Origin of the sequence: Planococcus dechangensis, from assembly GCF_042654465.1 — a bacterium.
GTDB classification, from domain to species: Bacteria; Bacillota; Bacilli; order Bacillales_A; family Planococcaceae; genus Planococcus; species Planococcus dechangensis.
This window is the reverse complement of record NZ_JBHSGL010000005.1, coordinates 1,859,160-1,880,491: the sequence shown is the minus strand read 5'-3', so window position 1 is coordinate 1,880,491 and position 21,332 is coordinate 1,859,160. Positions and strand designations below refer to the sequence as shown.

Here is a 21,332-nt window from a genome sequence, read left to right as displayed (position 1 = left end):
TGGCTCCACCACCACCTGGAAATCCGATTAGTGCTAGGTGTGGGAAACATCGAATCATCTTTTTATACATAAGGAGGACTATTGTGAAGAACATTATCTTTTTACTCATCAGTTTATTTGCACTTATTAGTTTGGCCGGTTGTACCGGCAGTGAAGCCAGTACTGAAAACTCTGGAGCGGGTTCCGAGCCTGTTGAAGGCGGCGAGTTGAACGTAGCAATCGGAGCTGATCCGAATACGCTCGACTGGATGTATACGGGTGAAAGTGCTGCCCGTAAAATCGGCTGGCACGTGTACGAAGGCTTGTTTGCATTAAACCAAGATTACGAAGCCGTGCCTCTTCTCGCTGAAGATTATCAAGTGAGCGAAGATGGAAAAACGTACACTATCAATTTACGAGAGGGAGTTACGTTTCATAACGGGGAAGCTGTGACCGCAAAAGATGCGGCAGCTTCGATTGAACGCTGGCTGAAGGTGTCTTCTGTCGGCAAGATCACTAATGAACACGTAGAGTCGGTCGAGGCTGATGAGGATCTGCAATTGAAGATACAGTTGAACAAAACTTACAGTTCCTTGCTATCTGACTTGGCTGCTCCAAAGTCGGCTGCAGTCATCCTGCCGGCAACAGTCGCTGAAGCTGCCGGCGAACAGCCTCTTGACCATGACCAGTATATCGGAACAGGGCCATTCCAATTTGACTCGTGGAAGCGTGGAGATGAAATTGTCTTAGCCAAATACGAAGGCTACGCTTCCAGAACAGATGAGACGAGCGGGCTCACAGGAGAGAAAAAAGCGTTTGTCGATGCCATTCATTTCAAAATTGTGAAAGACCCTCAAGTCGTCGTCAATGGATTGAAAACAGGGCTTTACGATTATGGCGATGATATTCCGCTCGACCTGTATGAGGTGATTGAGAATACGCCAAGTATTGAAGCCGATACGTCGACCAATGGATACACGGTGTTGACGCCGGATAAGTCGGAGGCGCCGTTTGACGATGTGCTAGTCCGCCAAGCTTTAAATGCGGCGCTGAATAAGGAGGCCATTGCCAAAGCCACTTACGGCAATGAGGAGTTCTACGAGCTGGACGGGGCGTTGTTCACCCCGAACCAAACAGCTCTCTACTCCAATGAAAACATTGATCAATTCCTTTCCTATGATTTGGACAAAGCGAAACAATTGTTGGAAGAAAGCAGTTATGACGGAAAACCCATTAAAATTATTTTCTCCAGCGACTCCAGCGACTATAAAAAAATTGCGGAGATTGCCGAGCAACAACTCGAAGAAGCGGGGTTTACAGTTGAGCTGGAATCTTATGAATGGGCTACCTATTTGGAGAAATGGGCAGAACCATCCAACTGGGATCTGGTCGTGGTCGGCTGGTCTCCATTCTTCTCGCCGAACCAGGCCGGCATGCTGAGCCAGGATTCAAACAGCAGCGGCTGGTACAACAGCGAGAAATGGCAGGGCTTGATTTCGCAATGGGCTGCCACAGATTCTGAGGAAGAAAAGCAGCAAATTCTTGCAGGCTTGAACGAAACCCTTTACGAAGAATTGCCTTTTGAAAAAGTGACAAACATTTCAAACCTCAGTGCACGCTCATCAAACATCGAGAATTACAGCGAATGGTATGGGCCGCGGTTCTGGAATACGTATAAAACACCATAATAAGAAAAGAAAATCGTCAGGAACGATGCTGGCGATTTTCTTTCTTTTTCAAAGAGGAGGGGAACGCATTGCTGCAATACACGATTCGCCGTTTATTATCGGTCATACCTGTCATGCTCGTGGTCAGTGTCATCGTCTTTATGATCGTGCATCTGACTCCTGGAAACCCCGCATTTCTGATTTTGGGAGAAGACAGTTCACCCGAAGCGATTGCCGATTTGGAACGGCAGCTTGGGTTGGATCAAGCTTTATACATTCAGTTTTTCAACTGGATTTCACAAGTGGCGACAGGAGACTTAGGCACTTCCGTTTATTCGTCACAAACGGTCACTTCATTGATTTTTGAAAATTTCGGCCCGACCTTCAGCCTGATGGCACTGTCGACTTTCATGTTGCTGGTCATTGCAATACCTGTGGCGCTGATGATTGTCGCACTCCGTAAAACGGTACTCGATCCAATTTTCACCTCGGTTTCTTTATTTGGCGTCTCTATTCCCGAGTTTTGGCTCGCGACACTTCTGGTGCTCGGGTTCGGGGTCACGTTGCCGATCTTTCCGGTCGCCGGCTATATGCCGCTGACAGAAGGCGTGGATGCCTGGATTCACCATATCCTGTTGCCGTCATTTGTTCTAGCTATCGTAGAGGTCGGCATCATCGCCAGAATGCTGCGCGACAGTATGCTCGATTCGATCAACCAGGACTACATAAAAACAGCTCGTGCCAAAGGAGTCCGTGAACGCGATGTGTTGAGGAATCATGTGTTTACGAATGCATTGATCCCGACAACAACCGTTCTCGGGGCAACGATTGCCGGTTTGCTCGGCGGCACCGTCATCATTGAAACCTTGTTTACGATTCCCGGCATCGGCCAGCTATTGGTCGACTCTATCCATCGCCGTGATTATCCGGTCGTGCAAGGAATTGTGTTGTTCATTGCCGGAATCTACGTGTTTGTGAATTTGCTGGTGGATTTGCTTTATACGTTCATGGATCCGCGGATCCGCTATGATTGACCACTTGGAAGGAGAAGAAACGGATGCTTAAAAAGAAAACGAACTTAATTGCGCTAACTGTATTGCTAGTCATGGCGTTGGCCGCAATCACCGCAAACGTCTGGCTTTCCTTCTCTCCTGCAGCAATTTCCCCGGAACAGCGATTGACTGGGCCATCCACAGTGCATTGGTTCGGGACCGATGATTTCGGGCGGGATATATTTGCCCGAACGGTCGTTGCAGCGAGGGTGTCGCTAAGTGTAGGCGTAATAGTCGCTTTGTTCGCCACTATCGCAGGAACCGCCATCGGTTTGATTTCGGGTTATTTCCGGAAAGTGGATTTTGTATTGATGAGGATCATTGATGGCTTTCTCGCTTTTCCAGCGCTCATTCTTGCATTGGCACTGGTCGCTGCACTTGGAGGCAGCATGACCAATATCATCATTGCATTAACGCTCGCCTTTTTCCCTGTCATGGCCAGAGTTGTCCGTTCGGCCACTTTGCAAGTGAAAAACCAGTCGTATATTGAAGCGGCCAGGACGACCGGTTCTAGCCATGCAGTCATTATCCTCAAATACATTTTGCCGAATATCCTCTCGCCGGTCATCGTTCAAAGCACGTTCATTTTTGCGAAAGCCATTTTAGCAGAGGCGGCGCTAAGCTTTCTAGGGGTCGGCGTCAACCCGTCGACACCGACCTGGGGCAACATGCTGCAAGAAGCGCAGATTTATATAACCATCGCCCCTTGGTATTCTATTTTCCCAGGGCTGGCAATCGTCATTACCGTTCTTGCTTTGAATTTACTGGGGGACGGGCTTCGCGACAGTTTTAATCCGTACCAAACGAAACGAAAGCGCAAAACTAAACTTGCATAAAAGGGGCGATTGAATGTTACAGGTAGAAGGTCTCCACGTACACTTGGAAACGCCCGATGGAGTCGTGAAAGCTGTAGACGGCGTTTCATTTTCGATACGCCCAGGGGAAACGCTCGGCATCGTCGGGGAATCAGGAAGTGGCAAAAGCGTACTCGCTCATTCGCTGATGAAGCTCAATCCTGAGCCGCCTGCGACCTATCCAAAAGGGGATGTGTATTTTGAAGGCAAGCAAATTTTAAAAATGACCAAAAAAGAGCTCCGTAATCTTCGGGGAAATGACATTGCGATGGTTTTTCAAGATCCGATGTCGAGTTTAAACCCTGTCGCTAAAGTCGGGAAGCAGCTAGTCGAAGCCATCCGAGCACATAAGAAACAGCCGAAAAAAGAAGCGTGGCACAAAGCGGTTGAATTGCTGGTGGATGTCGGTATATCCGATCCGGAAGTTCGCATGCATAATTATCCGCATCAATTTTCTGGAGGAATGCGCCAACGGGTACTGATTGCCATGGCTCTCGCCTCCAATCCGAAGTTGTTGATTGCCGATGAGCCGACAACTGCACTGGACGTGACCATTCAGGCACAGGTTCTTGATTTATTGAAGCGAATCCAGAAAAAATACGGATCCGCGATTATGATTATCACACATGACCTGGGAGTCGTGGCCCGTCTGGCAGATCATGTCTTGGTGATGTATGCAGGCAAAATTGTGGAGTCGGGAAGTGCTGATGATATTTTTTACAGGACCTCCATGCCTTATACGTGGTCGCTGCTGCGCTCGATCCCTACAATCCAGGAAAATAGCCCGCAACGTCTCATTCCGATTGATGGACAGCCGCCAAGTTTGATTGAGCGGCCGCCTGGATGTGCATTTGAACCGAGATGCCCGTTTGCCCGTGAATCATGCAAGCTGATTGAACCGGCACTGGAAAGCCGGGATGGCGATCATGCGGCTGCTTGCATTCTGTCCACTGCCCAGTTTGAATCAGCGCAAGCCCAGTTGAAAGGAGTGCTCATGCGATGAGTGCATTATTGGATATCAAAAACTTGCATGTCCACTTCCCTGTGAAAAATGGCTTGTTGCAACGTAAGGCCAATTCCATTAAAGCGCTGAATGGCATCGATCTCCAAGTCCAAAAAGGCGAAACGCTGGGAATCGTCGGTGAATCTGGATGTGGGAAAAGCACACTCGCGAGAAGCATTGTCGGGTTGCAGCAACCGACTGCTGGTGAGATTTTGTTTAATGGCAAAGATTATTCGGAAGCCAGTGCTAAAGAGCTCCATGAGATGAGGCGCAATGTGCAGATGATTTTTCAAGATCCATACACGAGCTTGAATCCACGAATGAAAATCGGGGATAGCGTGGCGGCTCCTTTGAAGGCGTATAAAAAGACGGAACGTCTGGAGTTGCGGGTCAAGGAGTTGCTTGAGCTGGTCGGCTTGAATCCCGATGTGCATTATCACAAGCTCCCCCATGAGTTTTCAGGAGGGCAGCGTCAGCGGGTCGGCATTGCAAGGGCTCTTGCACTTGAGCCAGAGCTGCTGGTATGCGATGAGCCGGTCAGTGCACTGGATGTTTCTGTCCAAGCACAAGTCATCAATCTCCTGCAGGATTTACAGAAACAATTAGGGCTGACTTATGTGTTCATTGCGCACGATTTATCTGTCATCAACCATTTGGCAGACCGTGTTGCCGTCATGTATTTAGGGAAAGTGATGGAGAAGGCAGGAAGGGGTTCGTTTCAGTCGCAAGTGCAGCATCCTTATACACAATCCCTACTTTCTGCGGTTCCGATTCCCGACCCGCAACTTGAGAGGAGCAGGGAACGCATTGTATTGAGCGGCGAACTGCCTTCACCGGCAAACCCACCGAGCGGCTGTGTGTTTCACACAAGGTGCCCCGTTGCTACGGAACGCTGCAAAGCCGAAGTGCCGGCACTCGAGCCGAGAGGATGGGATGGCCAGGAAGTCGCTTGTTTCTATCCCATTGAAGCGGCGGAAAAAACCGAGCCCACTAAAATCACTACGCTCGTATAAGCACTGGATAAAAGGAATTCACTTATGTATCTGCAGCATAAGCGAATTCCTTTTTTCAATTCCAAACCGAAGCTTAGAACCTGTTCCCAATAAACTTCTACTGTCTATCCCCAAACGTCAAGCTAAGCAGAGACTCAGTTTTTCTCCGAATAGTTGGACCCTTACACAATAAGCTTTAAAAACACGTGTGGATTTCGATATAAAAAAGCAAAAGGGGGTATTGAGAAAATAGGAGAAAAATGGGAGATGCTGCGGTCAGCTCTTGTGATAATCGAAGGGAAGGAGGAAGAAAATATGGTAAGGGAGGAACGATTACACAACGAGCGCGGGGTGAATCCGTTCACCGATATTTGGCTGCGCACCCGTGAAACCGTCCGCTTCGTCATTGAACGCAAATCGGCCAAGTTCATCATTTTGCTTATTGTCCTGACAGGGTTTGCTTCGGGGCTGATTGGTTTCATGAACACCCGCAGCGCAAATATGGAACCATGGGCTGCAGTTCTTCAGGCGCTGATCACCGGTCCGATAGGGAGTGCATTCGGTTATTTCATCGGTGCCGCAGTATTGACGCTCGTTGGACGGCTGTTCCAAGGAACCGCGACATATCAGGAAATGTTCAAAGCGCTGGTCACTGCGCAGATACCGCAAATCTGGCTGCTGCCGCTTCTGATTATTTGGGCTTTTGCTGCACCGGAAACTTTCTTTGCGGACCGGACTGATGTGGAAGGAAATCTGATTGTCGTCATTATGTCCATCGTCATGGCGGTCGTTTCCGTTTGGACATTCATCATTGTCTGCAAAGCGGTAGGGGAAGCACATCGTGTTTCATCTTGGAAAGGGTTTTTCATCGTCGTCATACCCGGCATCTTGATCACGATTTTTGTGCTCGTTATTGTCTTTGTGCTGTTTGCTTCATTCTTTAACCAGTTTTTCTAGGGGATTATACTAGTTGGTAAGAAAGGTCATTTCCTAATTCGGAGCTTGTTTAGCTTTGAGCGCAAAACGGCAAGAAAATAGAGCGCCTTTCTCAACCTGCTCAAACGGATGAGAAGCGCTCTATTTTTTTATTGGTTTTAAAGCCTGTTGCGTTTATTTCCCGGGAAATAAAGCCTTTTTCAATAATCGCTTAAGCGGCCATTATCGTTCCACTGGCCGTACATTTTATTGTCACGCGTATGGTTGATCAATTTGTCCAAGCGTTTATCGAAAATGCTGCGGTCATATTCTTTATATCCTTGGATATTATCAATGCGGATGCGCCGGTACAGTTCAGGGAAGTTCATGAAGTTCCCATACACTTGAGGGTCTTGTTTCAGGCGGATTTCCACTTCCGGGTCGACTTTGAAAGATTCGGCCCGCATATCGGGGAGAACGTCCAAGCCCTGTTGTGTCATCAGGCCGAGTTTTTGGAGCCTTCTGGCGCGTTCTTTATTCAGCTCGGTCCAATTGCTCCTTTTCTTTCTCGGAGACAGCCTTTGTGCCACTTCGCTTTCGGAAACTTTCTTCTTGATGCCGTCGATCCAACCGAAACATAAAGCTTCTTCAACGGCATCCACATACTGGAGCACTCCAGGACGCTCTGCCACGCTGACGACTACCCAGCAGCATTTTTCTGTAGTTGAGTTTTCCTTGAGCCATGTACGCAATTCCTGTCTCGTCTTCACCTTGAGCAAATTCTCAATCTCCAGCTTGAACACCTCCTTTGCGGCCCTGATCGTTGTTTCAATTATAATGGAATGGACAGAGTGGATGTATGGAGAAGCCTGATTTGATGGACAGTTTCCAAAAATGGGCATACGAGCTCTGTGCGTTCGCATAGTTTAAAAAGATTTACCGAAATTTACAGTCTTATTGCTGTTCAGTTCTCTCCCAGTTTAGTATAATTCTAATGTAAGAATTATTATATGCTGTTAGCAATATTTGGCAACAACTGTTTCAAGTCAAAGTTCACCATTTTTCATTATTTTTAGGAGGGTTTAAAAGATGGAAAACAACAATGAACAAAAGCGCCACACAGCTGCATCAGATGCACAATGTCCAGTAACGGGCGGAGGCGGGCAGCAGCCAACGAGCCAAACAGGCGGGCACACTGATAGTGCGATTACAACATCGAACAAGCCAGGCAAAACGCAAAATAAAGACTGGTGGCCGAATATGTTGAACGTCAACATCCTTCACCAGCATGATACAAAATCGAATCCTCTCGGGGAAGAGTTTGATTACAAAGCGGAATTCGAGAAATTGGATTACGATGCATTAAAGCAAGATCTTCGCGATTTGATGACCAACAGCCAAGAATGGTGGCCGGCTGACTATGGCCATTACGGCGGATTGTTCATCCGTATGTCATGGCATGCTGCAGGTACTTACCGTACGATGGACGGACGTGGAGGCGGGTCTACAGGAAACCAGCGTTTCGCGCCGCTTAACAGCTGGCCGGATAACGTCAACTTGGACAAAGCGCGCCGTTTGCTTTGGCCGATCAAGAAAAAATACGGAAACAAAATTTCATGGGCTGACTTGCTTGTCTTAACGGGCAACGTGGCGCTTGAATCGATGGGCTTCAAAACTTTCGGATTCGGGGCAGGCCGTGAAGATATTTGGGCGCCTGAAGAAGACGTCTACTGGGGCAATGAAAAAGAGTGGTTGTCGGATAACCGTTATTCAGGAGACCGCGAACTGGAAAACCCACTCGCTGCTGTTGAAATGGGCTTGATTTATGTAAACCCGGAAGGTCCAAACGGCAAACCAGATCCGCTGGCAAGCGCTTTTGACATCCGTGAGACATTTGGCCGCATGGGGATGAACGATGAAGAAACAGTTGCACTCATCGCAGGCGGACATACATTCGGGAAAGCGCACGGCGCTGGAGATCCATCCAACGTAGGCGACGACCCAGAAGCCGCGGTGATGGAAAACCAAGGTCTTGGCTGGAAGAGCTCTCACGGTTCAGGAAAAGGCCGCGATACGATTTCAAGCGGTATCGAAGGCGCTTGGACTGCCAACCCGATCCAATGGGATAACGGCTATTACGAGCAATTGCTAGGCTATGAGTGGGAATTGACGAAATCTCCTGCCGGCGCTTACCAATGGACAGCAGTAGACCTATCTGAAGAGCAGATGGCACCGGATGCAGAAGATTCTTCGATCAAAGTGAAAACGATGATGACCACTGCAGATATGGCGCTTCGCGTAGATCCTGAGTACGAAAAGATTTCCCGTCGTTTTTATGAAAATATGGAAGAGTTCCAAGATGCCTTCGCGCGTGCATGGTTCAAACTTCTTCACCGCGACATGGGACCGAAAAACCGTTACTGGGGACCAGAAGTGCCAGCTGAAGATTTGATTTGGCAAGACCCAGTGCCGGCAGCGCCAGGCACATTAAAAGACAAAGAAATCACTGAGCTGAAAGCGAAAATCCTCGAGAGCGGATTGAGCCCGCAACAGCTCGTAAAAGCAGCATGGGCTTCTGCTAGCACATACCGCGGTTCAGACAAGCGCGGCGGTGCCAATGGAGCACGCATCCGCTTTGCTCCGCAGCGCGGCTGGGAAGCGAACGAGCCGGAAGAATTGGAAAAAGTGCTTTATTTCTATGAGCATTTGAAAGCAGAAACGGGCGATAAAGTAAGCATCGCTGACTTGATCGTTCTTGGCGGTAATGCTGCCATCGAGCAAGCTGCAAAAGCGGCTGGTTTTGATATCGAAGTTCCATTCACACAAGGCCGCGGAGATGCTCTTGAAGAGCAGACCGATTCAGAAAGCTTTGAAGTGTTGGAGCCGATCTCAGACGGTTTCAGAAACTACCAGAAGAAAGAATATGCGACAAGCCCAGAAGAGATGCTGCTTGATAAAGCACAATTGCTTGGCTTGACAGCACCTGAAATGACTGTGCTAGTCGGCGGTATGCGAGCACTTGGCGCAAACTACCAAAGCGCAACAGAAGGCTTCTTCTCGAAAAATGTCGGTGTCCTGACAAACGATTTCTTCACCAATCTATTGGATATGAATATCGAATGGACACCAGTCGAGTTCAATAAATACGAAGGCAAAGACCGTACAACAGGCGAAGTCGTTCGCACTGCTACGCGCTTTGATCTCGTATTCGGTTCGAACTCCATCCTGCGCGCCATTGCTGAAGTATACGCACAAGACGATCATAAAGAAAAATTCGTCCGCGACTTCATCAAAGCATGGAACAAAGTGATGAATGCCGATCGTTTCGATCTAGTAAACAAATAAGATGCACTGAGTCCGGCCAGGGTACCATACCTGGCTGGATTTTTTTGTAGAAAATCGCCAATTTACACCTAGTTTTCAGAAAAATGAAATTTATTCAATAACTTAATGATAATATAGAGGCAAGAGCCATCAACTTAGAGTACATTTTCCCACAACAGCGAGATGAATTTGACTGGGTCGAGTTCAAATAACTGTAAGGAGAGGATTGTATTGCCGAAACAAAAGAATTTCTTCAAAAAGAGTTTGAGTATTGGGGTTGTTAGTTCAGCTTTGTTTGTAGCTGGGTGCGGGACTGCCGACATTGCTACAGAACAGCCCGCCGAAAGTGAAGCAACCGAACAAACGGGAGTCGAAACAACGACGGCGTCTGGTGATTCCGGCGAATCGGAAGAAGAGGAAGAGTCAGGCGTGGAAGAAGAGACTGGAACGGATGAAACGGAAACAAGTTCTGCGGAGGAAGAAAACAAGGGAGTGCCTGAAGATCAAGCAGGCATTACGACCGATTTTCCACTTGGTACGCCTTTGGCAGATTTGCTGGAGTATTACGGCACGCCAACGTATGATGAATTCTTTCTCGGAAGCCGCCTTGTCGTATTTGATGAAATAGACGGTTATTTTCTGGACAGTGATGACAAAGCTTCAGGATTCCTGATCGCGAACCCGGACGTTGATATTTTCGGGGCACGTATCGGCATGACATTTGAAGAAATTGATGCGGTACTTGAGAAAGAAGGCGAAGTGTTTTTTGATCAATCCGAAACCCAGGATTATGTCAGCCTATATTACGTCGAGAATTATCGAATTACATTTTATGCAGACACGGCAGATGGGGCTTCGCAGTATGCGATTGTAGTGAGGGATAAATAACAAATTTAAGACGATTCAATAACAAATTCATCTTGCCGAACAGTCGAAGCCGCTCAATTAAGCGGCTTTTTCTTATAAGTGTTGCGATCTTATAACTGTAAAACGAAAAATGCAGGAGAACTTGGTGAGCGTGTCTAAACAGTAAAGTACAGTGAACCTGCAGAGCGGCATGATCGCACAATCGAAAACATTAGGAGGCTTTCCAATGGATGCAAATGACAGGCAACTCAGCGAAGAACAACAAAGTGCGCTGCTCGCTACACTAAAAGAACGCTTCGAACAAAACGGCGAGCGACACGAAAAAATGGCATGGGACAATGTATTGCTGAAACTGAAGGAACAGCCAGAAAAGTTGTGGTATTTGCAGCAGATGGAACAAACCGGCGGTGAGCCGGATGTTATCGGCTATGAAGTGGAGACGGGGCTGTTTTTGTTTTGTGATTGCGCAAAGGAAAGTCCAACAGGGCGCAGGAGCGTATGCTACGACCATCAAGCGCTCGAGTCGAGAAAAAAGAATAAACCCGAAAATTCAGCAGTTGGGATGGCCGCAGAACTTGGCATCGAGCTATTGAACGAAGAACAATATCGGCTTTTGCAGACCCTCGGTGAATTTGATTTGAAAACGTCGAGCTGGCTTGAGACGCCCCCAGTAATCCGGGAGCTGGGCGGAGCGATTTTCGGCGATCGCCGTTACGGCCAAGTTTTCGTCTATCACAACGGGGCGGATTCGTATTATGCGGCAAGAGGCTTCCGCGGGATATTGAAAGTTTAGTGGGGATAGGGCTGGTGAGTGCGAACCAATAAGTTCTTGATGTTTCACGTGGAACCAAAGTCAATTTGTTGATACTGTAATTGGTGACTCAATAGCGTGTCATCAATGGAAACGATAGGAAAGGGTGGAACCGAAGTGAAACAATTGTTCATCAAACAGAAAGTGTTCAGTTTGAGCGAAAAGTTTACGGTAAAAGACGAGCAGGAGCGGGATGTATATTTTGTGGAAGGCAGCTTTTTGAAAATCCCCAAGACCTTTTCCATTTTGGATGCCGAGCGCAATGAAATTACGCTCATCACTAAAAAGACCTTCAGCTTCTTGCCGACTTTCTTTGTTGAAGTGGACGGGCAGGAAGCAGTTACGATCAAAAAGGATTTCACGTTCTTTAAGCAGCGCTATGCCATTGAAGCAGCGGGTATCGACGTTCAAGGAAATTGGTGGGACATGGAATTCGATATTGTAAAAAATGGCGCAGTAATCGGTTCCGTCAGCAAGCAATGGTTCAGCTGGGGCGATAGTTATGCAGTTCAAGTGCTTGATGAGGAGTTGGAACATCTAGTCATTTCGCTTGTCGTGGCGATTGACTGTGTGAAGGCAGACCAGGCCGCTGCGGCTTCAGCTGGAAGTTGATTAAAAATCTAAGCTGTAAAATCGGTTAGCGCGTTTTACAGCAACTAATTCGAGCAGCCAGCACTCACTTTTTTGGTGGGTGCTTTTTTGCGGAATCCGTACATAACAAATTTAAAAGAGCTATTTGATAAAAAATTCCAAAAACTTTATACTTGGATTTATCTTCTTTCGAACTTTACTAAGCTAGAGCAAGAAAGAACAGGTATGTAGTTGGGATCCAACTGCGCGAAAGGATGAGTTGATGGAGCTGAAAGGATATATGCTACTGAAGGAATTATGTGAACTAGTAGGCCCGAGCGGCTTTGAGCAAGATGTCCAGCGTTATATCAAAACGAGCATCGAAGATAAAGTAAGCAAATTGGAGGTCGACGCGCTCGGAAATGTCATCGCGACAATTTCCGCGACGGACCCTTCGATGCCGTCCATTCTGCTCGCTGCCCACGCTGATGAAATCGGTTTTATCGTCAAGAAAATCGAAGCGAACGGCACCTTGCGTTTCGAGCAGCTCGGCGGATTCGATAATCGTACGCTGCTTGCCCAACCGGTGACGATCAAGGCGGAGAGCGGCTATATCCGCGGCGTGATCGGCACACTTGCCGTCCATTATGTGAAATGGGACGACCCGAAACGCATCGACTCACACCGCCAGCTGTATATCGATATTGGCGCAGCCTCGCCGGAAGAAGTGGCACAGATGGGCGTCAAAGTCGGCCAGCCGATCAGTTACGGCAGCGAATTGAAACAGATCGGAGACGCCAAACAAAATCGCGTCGTCGGAAAAGGACTGGACGACCGCGCGGGATGCGCGGTGCTCATCGAATTGATCGAGCAATTCCACACAGCAACGGATCGTCCACACGGCGATATTCATTTTGCATTTACCGTGCAAGAAGAGGTTGGGCTGCGCGGCGCTTCGGTGTTGAGTTCAAACTTGCAGCCGGACTTTGCACTGGCGATCGATACGACGCCGACAAGTGACACGTATGATGTGTTGATGACAGGCACACGGACGCTCGGTGCGGGGCCGTGCATCAAAATTGCGGACAAATCGCTGATCTCGCATCCGCTTGTGACAGGCTTACTTGAAAAAGCTGCGATTGAACGGGGCATTCCGTACCAACAGGAAATTTTCATGGGCATCGGCACAGACGCTGGAGCGATCCATACGACGGCTAAAGGCGTTTCGTCTGGTGTTGTTTCCATTCCGTCTCGCTATACGCATACGCCGATTGAAATTGTCGATTTGACAGACCTTGAAAATACGGTCCGTTTGGTAGAAGCATTCATCTTGTCATCAGCACAATTAACCGGCAAAACTTTTTTGGATACTTAAAAATCTCCTTAATGAACAAGCATTGCGTCTTTTGGCCAGCGACCCGCATGGGAACTGGCCAAGAGGCGTTTTTTGGTAGATGGGCCTTCCGGTCGTAAATTATTATTCACCTCATTAAATTCCAAATAATTGAAACTTACTGGCGTGCTCCGCGTATTAAGTACAAAGGAGGAGAGCGGGATGCAGAAACGGACATACATAATAAAAATGGTGGGCGCAGCGCTGGTGCTGCTCTTCCTGGCAATCGTTACTTCAGGCTGTATGGAAGCACAGGCGGATGACCCGAACATGGAGACGATTGAGAGCGTATTGGCGCTTCAATTCAATGGACCGGACCGGGAACTGCTTGAGGCTATGTGGAATCCGGCCAATAAAAAGCTGGTCGACGGTGTGGAAGTGAACGAGGCGTTCGACAGCTACGTAGCAGACACATACGGCCCGTTTTTCACGGCAAGCGAGCTGGACGTTTTCATGCGTGTATTCGGCACCTATTTCATCAGCCTGGCGGATATTTATGGGTATGAGTTAGTCTTGAAAGACGTGGATATCGAACAAAGCGAACAAGTGGGCAACCGTTATTCGTTCACCGCGAAAGTCGCTTTTCAACAAGCTGGAGGCAAAAAACAGCATGCCGAGGTAGATGGCATCGTACTTTTTTCCACGACTGAACCCGGTAAGATCGGGAAGCTCACTTATACGAGCGACCAGGATTTATCGCAACGCCTGAAACAATAAGTTTTTGGAGGGGAGGGTGTGGTTGAATGTTCAACGATCCACCAGTATGCAGCGGCGTGTGCGGCGATGACATTAAAGGCGGTGAGCCGGTGCCTCTGTCCATGCGCTAGCTGAAACGCAGAGGGTTCACGGAAATTAAAGCGTATTTGAAAATCGAAGCGCAATTTACACGCCAAGGCTGCTTTTCGCGTCAAGAACGATAAGAGCACTCCTCCGAACGGCTTCCGGGGGGTAGTGGAAGTCCGTTCGGAGGAGTGCTCTTATTCATTTATTGAAACTTCATTCAGTTGGAAGGCCGTTCAATCTAGAAGGTTTACTGGCTGAAAGAATCTTCAAAAATGGCCAATAAATGTTCCAATGTAATCGGATCGCTGTAAGTGGAGGCTTTTGTGTTGATTTCAATTACATGGCCTTCGCTGACAGCAGGGATGGAGTTCCAGACATCTGTCTCCATAAATGAGTTGTCGACATCAGGGTTTTTGCTGAGCACGACGTAATCACCGGCAAAGTCAGGCAACACTTCTTGTGAGAACGTATAGACGCCTGCTTCAAGCGCCAACTCTTGTACTTTTTCCGGCATGTTCAAGTCCATTTCTTGATAGAGGATTTCTGTGCCGCGTGCATAATTATCGCCGAATACATAAAATTCCTTATTGCCGCTTTCGATGACCGACACAGTCGCGTCTTCACCAATTGTTTCGCGGATTTTCTCACCCGCTGTTTGTGCACGGCTTTGGAAATCAGCGACCCATTCTGTCGCTTCCGCTTCTTTATTAAGCAATTTGCCGATTTCTACTTGCTGATCCAAATAATCAAGCTGTCCCCATGTAAAGGCGACGGTCGGGGCGATTTCGTTCAGCTTGTCGAGGTTTTTCATATGCGAACCGGCGATGATGAGGTCCGGCTCCAGCTCGATAATTTTTTCCAAATTGTCTTCTGTAACGATTTCCACGTCTGCCAGCATATCTTCAAACAGCGGATTCGCATTGGTCCACTCGTCGATGCCGACAATCTGGCCATCAAGCGCCAACACGTTCGGCGCGTTCGTCAACGCAATAATGCGCTGAGGGTCTGTCGGCACTTCCACCGGTCCCATTTCCGACTCGTATGTAAATGTTTCTGCTTCCGTCTCATTTGGCGTGCTAGTGTCCTCTGCCGATTGAGCAGCGCCGCAAGCACTCAATGCAGCAAAAACAAGTAAAAGCATGAGCAATAATCCTGATTTTTTCAATGTTCTCTTCTCCTTTAGGGGATCAAATGACCAATCAATCCCTTTAATCAATAATGATAATCATTTTCAATTAGATTCTTATTTATCCTACTGCTAAGCTTTCGCCTTGTCAATAAACTTGTGAAAGATAATTTTGGAAGCTATTGATGAACTTTAAAGTGCGATGAAACTAAACAATCAAGAGGTGATGGAGATGAATGTCGAACTGACGCGATTTCGCGTAAAGGAAGGAAAGTCCGCGATGGTGGATGAATGGCTGGCATTTTTGAATGAGCATATGGAAGATGTGCTCGTGACACTAGATGGCGAGCATATGTATATAGAGACGATTTTCCGGGAAACACTCGAAGGCGCGGAGTATTTGTATTGGTATTCTGTACAAGGGGAAGGCGGCCAGTCAGTGGAAACGTCGACACATTGGATCGATGAAAAGCATATGGCCTATTGGCGTGAATGCATCGACCCTAGTTTCGAAGCTGTCGATCTGACCGTCGGGGCAGTTATGATTCCGCAAAAGGTCAGAGCGAGCATGAAATAAAGGGGCGCAAAGGACAGGCTGTCGAGGAAGTGAAGAAGTCGTATTTTCCGAAGCTTATCGCTCGCTTTCCGTGGGCTCGCGCCCAAGCCTCCTCATCCGCTTCGCTTCTTGCGGGGTCTCGGCCGTCTCGCTGTTCCACTGGAGTCGAGCGATAAGCTTCTCCAAATACTGAGATAGATCATTCATGATTGAGTGTGGAAAAAGTGATCACTTTTTTATTTACCTTGAATCATAGACGTATCCAACACTCTGTAAAGGACAGGGCTTCGATTCGAAGCCTGTCCTTTTTTATAGGGTAGAACTATTTTTTCCAAAACAAGCTTGCGCAGTTTGCCGCAGAGGTATATGATGTAAAACGTAATGATTACCTTTTACAACGCCAAGTTTAGAATGAATAACAGCCAGTGCACATTGTACATATTGAATTACCCCCCACGCCCTGATAGCCAGGGCAAATTTTTTTGATTTTTTAAATCGTAATGATTACTTTTTTGATGGTGAAAAAAGCTGTCATGATGATTTAACTACCCCAAAAGGAGAGGATTTTAATGAAAAAGACCATAGTTATTTTTACCGTATTAGCCATCATGGCGTTGTTATCAGCTTGCTCCAGTAACTCTGCAGAAGGCGGAACGGATGCACCGAAACAAGTGAATTTGCTGTTTAATTTCGCGACAAGTTCGCTCGATCCCCACGTCGATACGAGCTATGTGCCGCTGCGGGCAGGTATTTCTGAGACCTTGATTTACTTGAATGACGAAACCTTGGAAATTGAGCCGTGGCTCGCGGAAAGCTGGGAAAGCGAAGACGGCGAGAACTGGACGATCCAACTTCGTGAAGATGTACAGTTTCAAAACGGCAATCCGATGGACGCACAAGCGGTAAAAGCTTCACTAGAACGTGCGATGGCCGATAATGTGGCGATTCAAAACGCATTGCGCATCGAGTCGATTGCTGCGGAAGGGTTTGAATTGCAGATCAAAACGACAATGCCGTTCCCTGAGTTTCCCTCTGAACTGGTCCACCCGAACACATCAATCATCGATGTCACAGAAAGTGATTTTATCAATAAACCGGTCGGCACCGGGCCGTTTGCCGTTGAATCGTTCACACCTGGCACGGCTGTAGACCTTGTGCGCTTTGAAGGCTACTGGGATGGGGCTGCCAAGCTGGAAAAAGCGAGATTTTCATTTAATGAAGACGCCAATGCGCGTTCGCTTGCACTCGAATCAAAAGGCGCCGATATCGTCTTCCGCCCGGAAGTGGAAACAGTCGAGCAATTAGAAGCGATCGACGGCGTCACTGTGGAATCGACTTCGACATTCCGCGTCCATCAAATGACCATGAACTTGCAGCGTGAATCGTTGAAAGATGTCCATGTCCGCCAAGCAATCGATGCACTGATCGACCGTGAAACGATTGCTGAGACGATTTTGAGCGGCCATGCGGAAGTAGCGACAGGCCCATTTCCTTCTTCTTTCTCCTTTGCGCCGGATTATCCGGAAAAGCAATACGGTATTGAAGCAGCCCGTTCGCATCTAGCACAGGCTGGCTATGAAGAACAAGATGGCGTGATGCAAAAAGACGGGGAGCCGTTGACTTGGACGCTTCTGACTTACAGCGCGCGTGCGGATTTGCCGTTGATTGCCCAAGTGTTCCAGTCGGACGCGGGGCAACTCGGCATTGACGTAACGATTGAACAGATCGAAATACCGGAAGAGCATATGGCTGCCAACCGCGATTGGGATTTGACGACCTACAGCAATTTGACGGCACCGCGCGGAGATGCCGGCTATTATTTGAACGCGACTTATCATCCGAACGGCGCACTCAATTTCAGCGGCGCGGACGATGATAATTTGACTGCGATGATCAATGAGCTGAATCAGGTCGTCGGGCAACAAGAGCGCTCAGGCATTGCGGAAGAAATCGCCAGTTATGTGGACGAACAAATGTACAATTCGTTTGTGCTGCATCCAAATACACTCGTTGCCTATAATTCCGACAAAGTGAAAAACTGGACGACGACGCGAAGCGAATACTATATGCTGACGAACGAATTGGATGTGAAGTAAGTGTTTCGTATTTTGGCCCGCCGTTTGGCGGAAGTGGCGGTCTTTCTGCTATTGATCACCTTTGTCAGCTTCCTGTTTGCACGCATGGCACCGGGAGACCCGGTGCTGTCCATCTTGAAAGTGGACGATCTGTCGGTGTCGAACGAGCAAGTGGAGCAGCTGCGCGAAGACATGGGGTTTAATGAGCCGCTATTGGTCCAGTATGGGAACTGGTTGGCTGACTTTGTGCGGCTCGATTTCGGGAATTCCTATAGTTCCAATCAGCCTGTCATGGACATGCTGTGGAGCGGCGTGCCGGCGACATTGGAATTGACGCTCGGCGGGCTGTTCGTTATGGTGCTTGTCGCGTTGCCGCTCGGTTCGCTCGCCGCCCTTTACAGAGGCAGCTGGATCGACCAAGTGAGCCGCGGCGTATCGCTGCTCGGTGCGGCAATTCCAAGTTTTTGGCTTGGGCTCATATTGATTGATTTGGTCGGCGTGCGCTTAGGATGGCTGCCGACAATGGGGAGGGACGGCTTGCATTCTGCCGTCCTTCCTTCTATTACCTTAGGGCTCGCGATTTCGAGTGTCTATGTGCGCTTGTTGCGCTCGAGTTTGATTGATTCCTTGAATCAGGAAAACATCCGCGCCGCCCGCGCCCGCGGGATTCCGGAGACGCGGATTTTCTTCAGCCATGTGCTGCGGGCCAGTTTGCCTCCAGTTATCACCGTGTTCGGCGTCAGCCTCGGCAGCCTGATCGGCGGAGTGGTCGTCATCGAAGTGATTTTTGCCTATCCGGGAATCGGCAAAATGGTCGTCGATGCGATTCGTGGGCGGGATTATCCTGTCATTCAAGGCTATATGTTCGTCATGGCCATCTTGGTGTTTGCCATCAATAGCGCAGTGGATTTGTCGTATCGCTATTTGAATCCGGAACTGCGCTTGAAAGAAAAGAGGGAAATTGGATGATCGCTCAATTTCGTCTGAATAAAATCCGACTGAATAGGCTTTTTTTAATCGTCATCCTTGTGTTGATTGCGGCCATTACCGGGTATGCCTTATTGTTTTTGAAACATGACCCGTCGTTCGTCAATTTGAATGAGCGCCTGCATCCAGCAAGCTGGCAGCATCCTTTCGGCACCGACCATTTAGGCCGCGATGTGCTGACGCGTATTTTGCTGGGCTTTCAGTTGACGGTCGGATACGGCTTTTTGGCCCTAGTTTTGGCGGTAGCCATCGGTGTGCCGCTTGGCGTCATCGCCGGCTTTAAGGGCGGGGTGATCGACCGCCTGCTTATGCGGATCGCGGATGCGTTTTTGGCGTTTCCGGATACGGTCGTGGCGATCGTGCTCAGCGGTTTGCTCGGTGCCGGCATTGAAAATCTCTTGCTGGCGATTGTATTGGTCAAATGGGTTAATTACGCGCGGCTCGCTCGCAGCACGGTCGTCACGGAACGGCAGAAAGATTACATCACGATGGCCAAAATCAACGGCTTGAGCGAGTGGCGCATTATGGGCAAGCATTTGTTTCCCCATCTCATCGGCCATATTCTAGTACTGGCGAGCCTTGATTTAGGAAAAATCATTTTGCTCATTTCCTCTTTATCTTATATCGGTCTTGGGGCACAACCGCCCGCACCGGAATGGGGGGCAATGCTCAACGAAGCCCGCCCGTATTTCCAGTCGGTACCGGCTTTGATGATTTACCCAGGACTCGCCATTGTCACCGTTGTGCTATTTTCCAATGTACTCGGTGATTATTTACGTGATAAATTTGATGTGAAAAAGGAAGTGGCGCAATGACTTTGTTGTCGGTGAATCATTTATCGGTCCAAATCGCTGGCCGTCCGCTCGTGTCGGATGTCTCCTTCGATATCCAGCAGGGCGAGTGGCTCGCCATCATTGGACAGAGCGGCAGCGGCAAAAGTGTCACGGCGTCGGCGATCGGCCATTTGCTCGCCCCGAATTTAACAGCAAGCGGGGAGGCTCTCTATATGGGAGAGAATTTGCTGGAATTTTCCGCGAAAAAAATGCGCCGTTTGCGCGGCACGTCGATTTCATACGTGTTTCAGGATTACCAAGGCTCGTTCACGCCGTTTCATACGATTGGCCGCCATTTTGATGAGTTTTTAAAAACCCATTTCCGCTTGCCGAAAAGGGAAAGGCGCAACAGGGCGGAACGTGCGCTCGAGTCGGTCGGGCTGAAGGCGGAAATGTACGGCCGTTATCCGTTTCAATTGAGCGGCGGGCAGCTTCAGCGCAGCTCGATTGCATTGGCGCTGCTGGCAAAGCCAGATCTTCTGATTGTCGACGAACCGACGGCAGCACTCGATAGCATTTCTGCTTTTAAAGTGCTACGCTTACTCGCAGATCTGCAGCAAGAAACCGGCTGTGCGATGTTGTTCATCACCCACGACCTGCGGCACGTCCGAAAACACGCCGACCAAATTATCGTCATGAAACAAGGCGCAATCGTGGAGCAGGGCGACAAGGAGAGCGTTCTGGACCGCCCGCAACATCCGTATACCCAGTCATTGATTGCGGCATCCCCGAGCTTATCTGAGGCATCCGATTTGTTGAGAGGGGGGGGCTCTGTGTGCCATTATTGCAATTGAACAATGTCCAAAAATCCTATCAACCCGGAAGCCCGGTGCTAAAAGACATTAACTTTACACTCGGCCAAAAGGAATGTGTCGGCGTCGTCGGCGAAAGCGGATGCGGTAAAAGCACGCTAGCCCGCTGCATCTTGCAGCTAGAGCAGCTTGACGGCGGTGAAATTTTCTTTGAAGGAACGCCCTTGCACAATAAAACCGAACGGGAGATCCGACCGTACCGGCGCCATATACAAACGGTCATGCAAAACCCGTCCGCCTCGCTCAACCCGAAGTTGAAAATCCGACATTCGTTGATGGAGCCGCTTCGCCAGTACGGGAAACAGCTGTCGTTGACGCACTTCCAACATGGCAGCGAAGAAGACATGGCGCGCCAGCTCATGGAAGCGGTGGAGCTGTCGCCTGACCTGTTATCGCGCTATCCCCATGAGCTGAGCGGCGGTCAAAAGCAACGCATATCGATTGCACGCGCCATCAGCCTGGAGCCTTCGCTCGTGGTGCTCGATGAACCGACGTCGAGTTTGGACGTCCTGACCCAAATGTCGATTTTGAAGCTGTTGGATCACTTGCGCGACGCATTGGACTTGTCTTATTTGTTCATTTCCCATGATTTGTCGGCCATACAGGCATTGAGCCAAAAAGTGATGGTCATGAAAGACGGCGAAATCGTCGACCGCTTTTCGAAAGAAGAGTTGTTTGCAAAAGAACGGCATGCTTATACGAAAGAACTGGTTTCTTTATTTGACTGAACAGG

20 protein-coding genes are annotated in these 21,332 nt (G+C 48.7%); 18 read left to right on the top strand and 2 right to left on the bottom strand.

Features of this window, described 5'->3' with window-relative positions:
- Positions 1–83 precede the first annotated feature (83 nt).
- The 6 genes from ACFO5U_RS12445 to ACFO5U_RS12420 all read left to right on the top strand — a co-directional run bounded on the left by ACFO5U_RS12445 (position 84) and on the right by ACFO5U_RS12420 (position 6,504).
- Positions 84–1,667 (top strand): ABC transporter substrate-binding protein, encoded by a 1,584-nt coding sequence (locus tag ACFO5U_RS12445; protein ID WP_377279386.1) that lies wholly within the window; start codon positions 84–86, stop codon positions 1,665–1,667.
- Positions 1,668–1,735: 68 nt separating this feature from the next.
- The gene (locus ACFO5U_RS12440; protein WP_377279385.1) at positions 1,736–2,680 is read left to right on the top strand and encodes an ABC transporter permease; all 945 of its coding nucleotides are present in this window, start codon (positions 1,736–1,738) and stop codon (positions 2,678–2,680) included.
- Positions 2,681–2,703: 23 nt separating this feature from the next.
- Positions 2,704–3,534, top strand: a complete 831-nt coding sequence (locus ACFO5U_RS12435; RefSeq protein ID WP_377279384.1) for an ABC transporter permease — start codon at positions 2,704–2,706, stop codon at positions 3,532–3,534.
- A gap of 13 nt (positions 3,535–3,547) precedes the next feature.
- A complete protein-coding gene (locus ACFO5U_RS12430; protein WP_377279383.1) occupies positions 3,548–4,555 on the top strand; it encodes an ABC transporter ATP-binding protein in 1,008 nt (335 codons plus the stop codon).
- Positions 4,552–5,568: an ABC transporter ATP-binding protein gene (locus ACFO5U_RS12425; RefSeq protein ID WP_377279382.1), complete on the top strand. Its 1,017-nt coding sequence runs from the start codon at positions 4,552–4,554 to the stop codon at positions 5,566–5,568. Before ACFO5U_RS12430 ends, ACFO5U_RS12425 begins: the two co-directional genes overlap by 4 nt.
- A 294-nt stretch (positions 5,569–5,862) precedes the next feature.
- The gene (locus ACFO5U_RS12420; protein ID WP_377279381.1) at positions 5,863–6,504 is read left to right on the top strand and encodes a Yip1 family protein; all 642 of its coding nucleotides are present in this window, start codon (positions 5,863–5,865) and stop codon (positions 6,502–6,504) included.
- Positions 6,505–6,683: 179 nt separating this feature from the next.
- Here ACFO5U_RS12420 and ACFO5U_RS12415 read toward each other — a convergent pair whose 3' ends face one another.
- On the bottom strand, positions 6,684–7,256 hold the full coding sequence (locus ACFO5U_RS12415) for a YdeI/OmpD-associated family protein (RefSeq protein WP_377279504.1): 573 nt from the start codon (positions 7,254–7,256) through the stop codon (positions 6,684–6,686).
- A 295-nt stretch (positions 7,257–7,551) separates the two neighbouring features.
- Between ACFO5U_RS12415 and katG the strand changes: the two genes are divergently transcribed.
- The 6 genes from katG to ACFO5U_RS12385 all read left to right on the top strand — a co-directional run bounded on the left by katG (position 7,552) and on the right by ACFO5U_RS12385 (position 14,144).
- Positions 7,552–9,807, top strand: coding sequence for a catalase/peroxidase HPI (katG, locus tag ACFO5U_RS12410; protein ID WP_377279380.1), 2,256 nt, complete (start codon positions 7,552–7,554; stop codon positions 9,805–9,807).
- A gap of 210 nt (positions 9,808–10,017) precedes the next feature.
- On the top strand, positions 10,018–10,674 hold the full coding sequence (locus ACFO5U_RS12405; RefSeq protein ID WP_377279379.1) for a hypothetical protein: 657 nt from the start codon (positions 10,018–10,020) through the stop codon (positions 10,672–10,674).
- 205 nt (positions 10,675–10,879) lie between these two features.
- Positions 10,880–11,446: a DUF4256 domain-containing protein gene (locus tag ACFO5U_RS12400; protein WP_377279378.1), complete on the top strand. Its 567-nt coding sequence runs from the start codon at positions 10,880–10,882 to the stop codon at positions 11,444–11,446.
- A 135-nt stretch (positions 11,447–11,581) separates the two neighbouring features.
- Complete coding sequence (locus ACFO5U_RS12395; protein ID WP_377279503.1) at positions 11,582–12,076, top strand: LURP-one-related/scramblase family protein; 495 nt, start codon at positions 11,582–11,584, stop codon at positions 12,074–12,076.
- 241 nt (positions 12,077–12,317) lie between these two features.
- Entirely contained in the window at positions 12,318–13,409 is a 1,092-nt protein-coding gene (locus tag ACFO5U_RS12390) for a M42 family metallopeptidase (RefSeq protein WP_377279377.1), read from the top strand.
- A gap of 180 nt (positions 13,410–13,589) precedes the next feature.
- Positions 13,590–14,144: a hypothetical protein gene (locus ACFO5U_RS12385; protein ID WP_377279376.1), complete on the top strand. Its 555-nt coding sequence runs from the start codon at positions 13,590–13,592 to the stop codon at positions 14,142–14,144.
- A gap of 313 nt (positions 14,145–14,457) precedes the next feature.
- Here the strand turns inward: ACFO5U_RS12385 and ACFO5U_RS12380 are convergent, their stop codons facing one another.
- Complete coding sequence (locus tag ACFO5U_RS12380) at positions 14,458–15,375, bottom strand: iron-hydroxamate ABC transporter substrate-binding protein (RefSeq protein WP_377279375.1); 918 nt, start codon at positions 15,373–15,375, stop codon at positions 14,458–14,460.
- A 193-nt stretch (positions 15,376–15,568) separates the two neighbouring features.
- Between ACFO5U_RS12380 and ACFO5U_RS12375 the strand changes: the two genes are divergently transcribed.
- From ACFO5U_RS12375 to ACFO5U_RS12350, 6 genes are all read left to right on the top strand, one after another.
- On the top strand, positions 15,569–15,913 hold the full coding sequence (locus ACFO5U_RS12375; RefSeq protein WP_377279374.1) for a DUF6176 family protein: 345 nt from the start codon (positions 15,569–15,571) through the stop codon (positions 15,911–15,913).
- A 548-nt stretch (positions 15,914–16,461) separates the two neighbouring features.
- Entirely contained in the window at positions 16,462–17,988 is a 1,527-nt protein-coding gene (nikA, locus tag ACFO5U_RS12370) for a nickel ABC transporter substrate-binding protein (protein WP_377279373.1), read from the top strand.
- Positions 17,989–18,936: a nickel ABC transporter permease gene (nikB, locus tag ACFO5U_RS12365; protein WP_377279372.1), complete on the top strand. Its 948-nt coding sequence runs from the start codon at positions 17,989–17,991 to the stop codon at positions 18,934–18,936.
- A complete protein-coding gene (gene nikC, locus ACFO5U_RS12360) occupies positions 18,933–19,769 on the top strand; it encodes a nickel transporter permease (protein ID WP_377279371.1) in 837 nt (278 codons plus the stop codon). The genes nikB and nikC overlap by 4 nt, the downstream gene beginning before the upstream one ends.
- Positions 19,766–20,581: an ABC transporter ATP-binding protein gene (locus ACFO5U_RS12355; protein WP_377279370.1), complete on the top strand. Its 816-nt coding sequence runs from the start codon at positions 19,766–19,768 to the stop codon at positions 20,579–20,581. The genes nikC and ACFO5U_RS12355 overlap by 4 nt, the downstream gene beginning before the upstream one ends.
- Positions 20,563–21,327: an ABC transporter ATP-binding protein gene (locus ACFO5U_RS12350; RefSeq protein WP_377279369.1), complete on the top strand. Its 765-nt coding sequence runs from the start codon at positions 20,563–20,565 to the stop codon at positions 21,325–21,327. Before ACFO5U_RS12355 ends, ACFO5U_RS12350 begins: the two co-directional genes overlap by 19 nt.
- The last annotated feature ends 5 nt before the right edge of the window (positions 21,328–21,332 follow it).

Coding starts and splice junctions, on each gene's coding strand:
- ACFO5U_RS12435 (WP_377279384.1), top strand. CDS start 2,704: ATGCTTAAAAAGAAAACGAACTTAATTGCGCTAACTGTATTGCTAGTC.
- nikC (WP_377279371.1), top strand. CDS start 18,933: ATGATCGCTCAATTTCGTCTGAATAAAATCCGACTGAATAGGCTTTTT.
- ACFO5U_RS12375 (WP_377279374.1), top strand. CDS start 15,569: ATGAATGTCGAACTGACGCGATTTCGCGTAAAGGAAGGAAAGTCCGCG.
- katG (WP_377279380.1), top strand. CDS start 7,552: ATGGAAAACAACAATGAACAAAAGCGCCACACAGCTGCATCAGATGCA.
- ACFO5U_RS12400 (WP_377279378.1), top strand. CDS start 10,880: ATGGATGCAAATGACAGGCAACTCAGCGAAGAACAACAAAGTGCGCTG.
- ACFO5U_RS12430 (WP_377279383.1), top strand. CDS start 3,548: ATGTTACAGGTAGAAGGTCTCCACGTACACTTGGAAACGCCCGATGGA.
- ACFO5U_RS12390 (WP_377279377.1), top strand. CDS start 12,318: ATGGAGCTGAAAGGATATATGCTACTGAAGGAATTATGTGAACTAGTA.
- ACFO5U_RS12425 (WP_377279382.1), top strand. CDS start 4,552: ATGAGTGCATTATTGGATATCAAAAACTTGCATGTCCACTTCCCTGTG.
- ACFO5U_RS12385 (WP_377279376.1), top strand. CDS start 13,590: ATGCAGAAACGGACATACATAATAAAAATGGTGGGCGCAGCGCTGGTG.
- ACFO5U_RS12355 (WP_377279370.1), top strand. CDS start 19,766: ATGACTTTGTTGTCGGTGAATCATTTATCGGTCCAAATCGCTGGCCGT.
- ACFO5U_RS12420 (WP_377279381.1), top strand. CDS start 5,863: ATGGTAAGGGAGGAACGATTACACAACGAGCGCGGGGTGAATCCGTTC.
- nikA (WP_377279373.1), top strand. CDS start 16,462: ATGAAAAAGACCATAGTTATTTTTACCGTATTAGCCATCATGGCGTTG.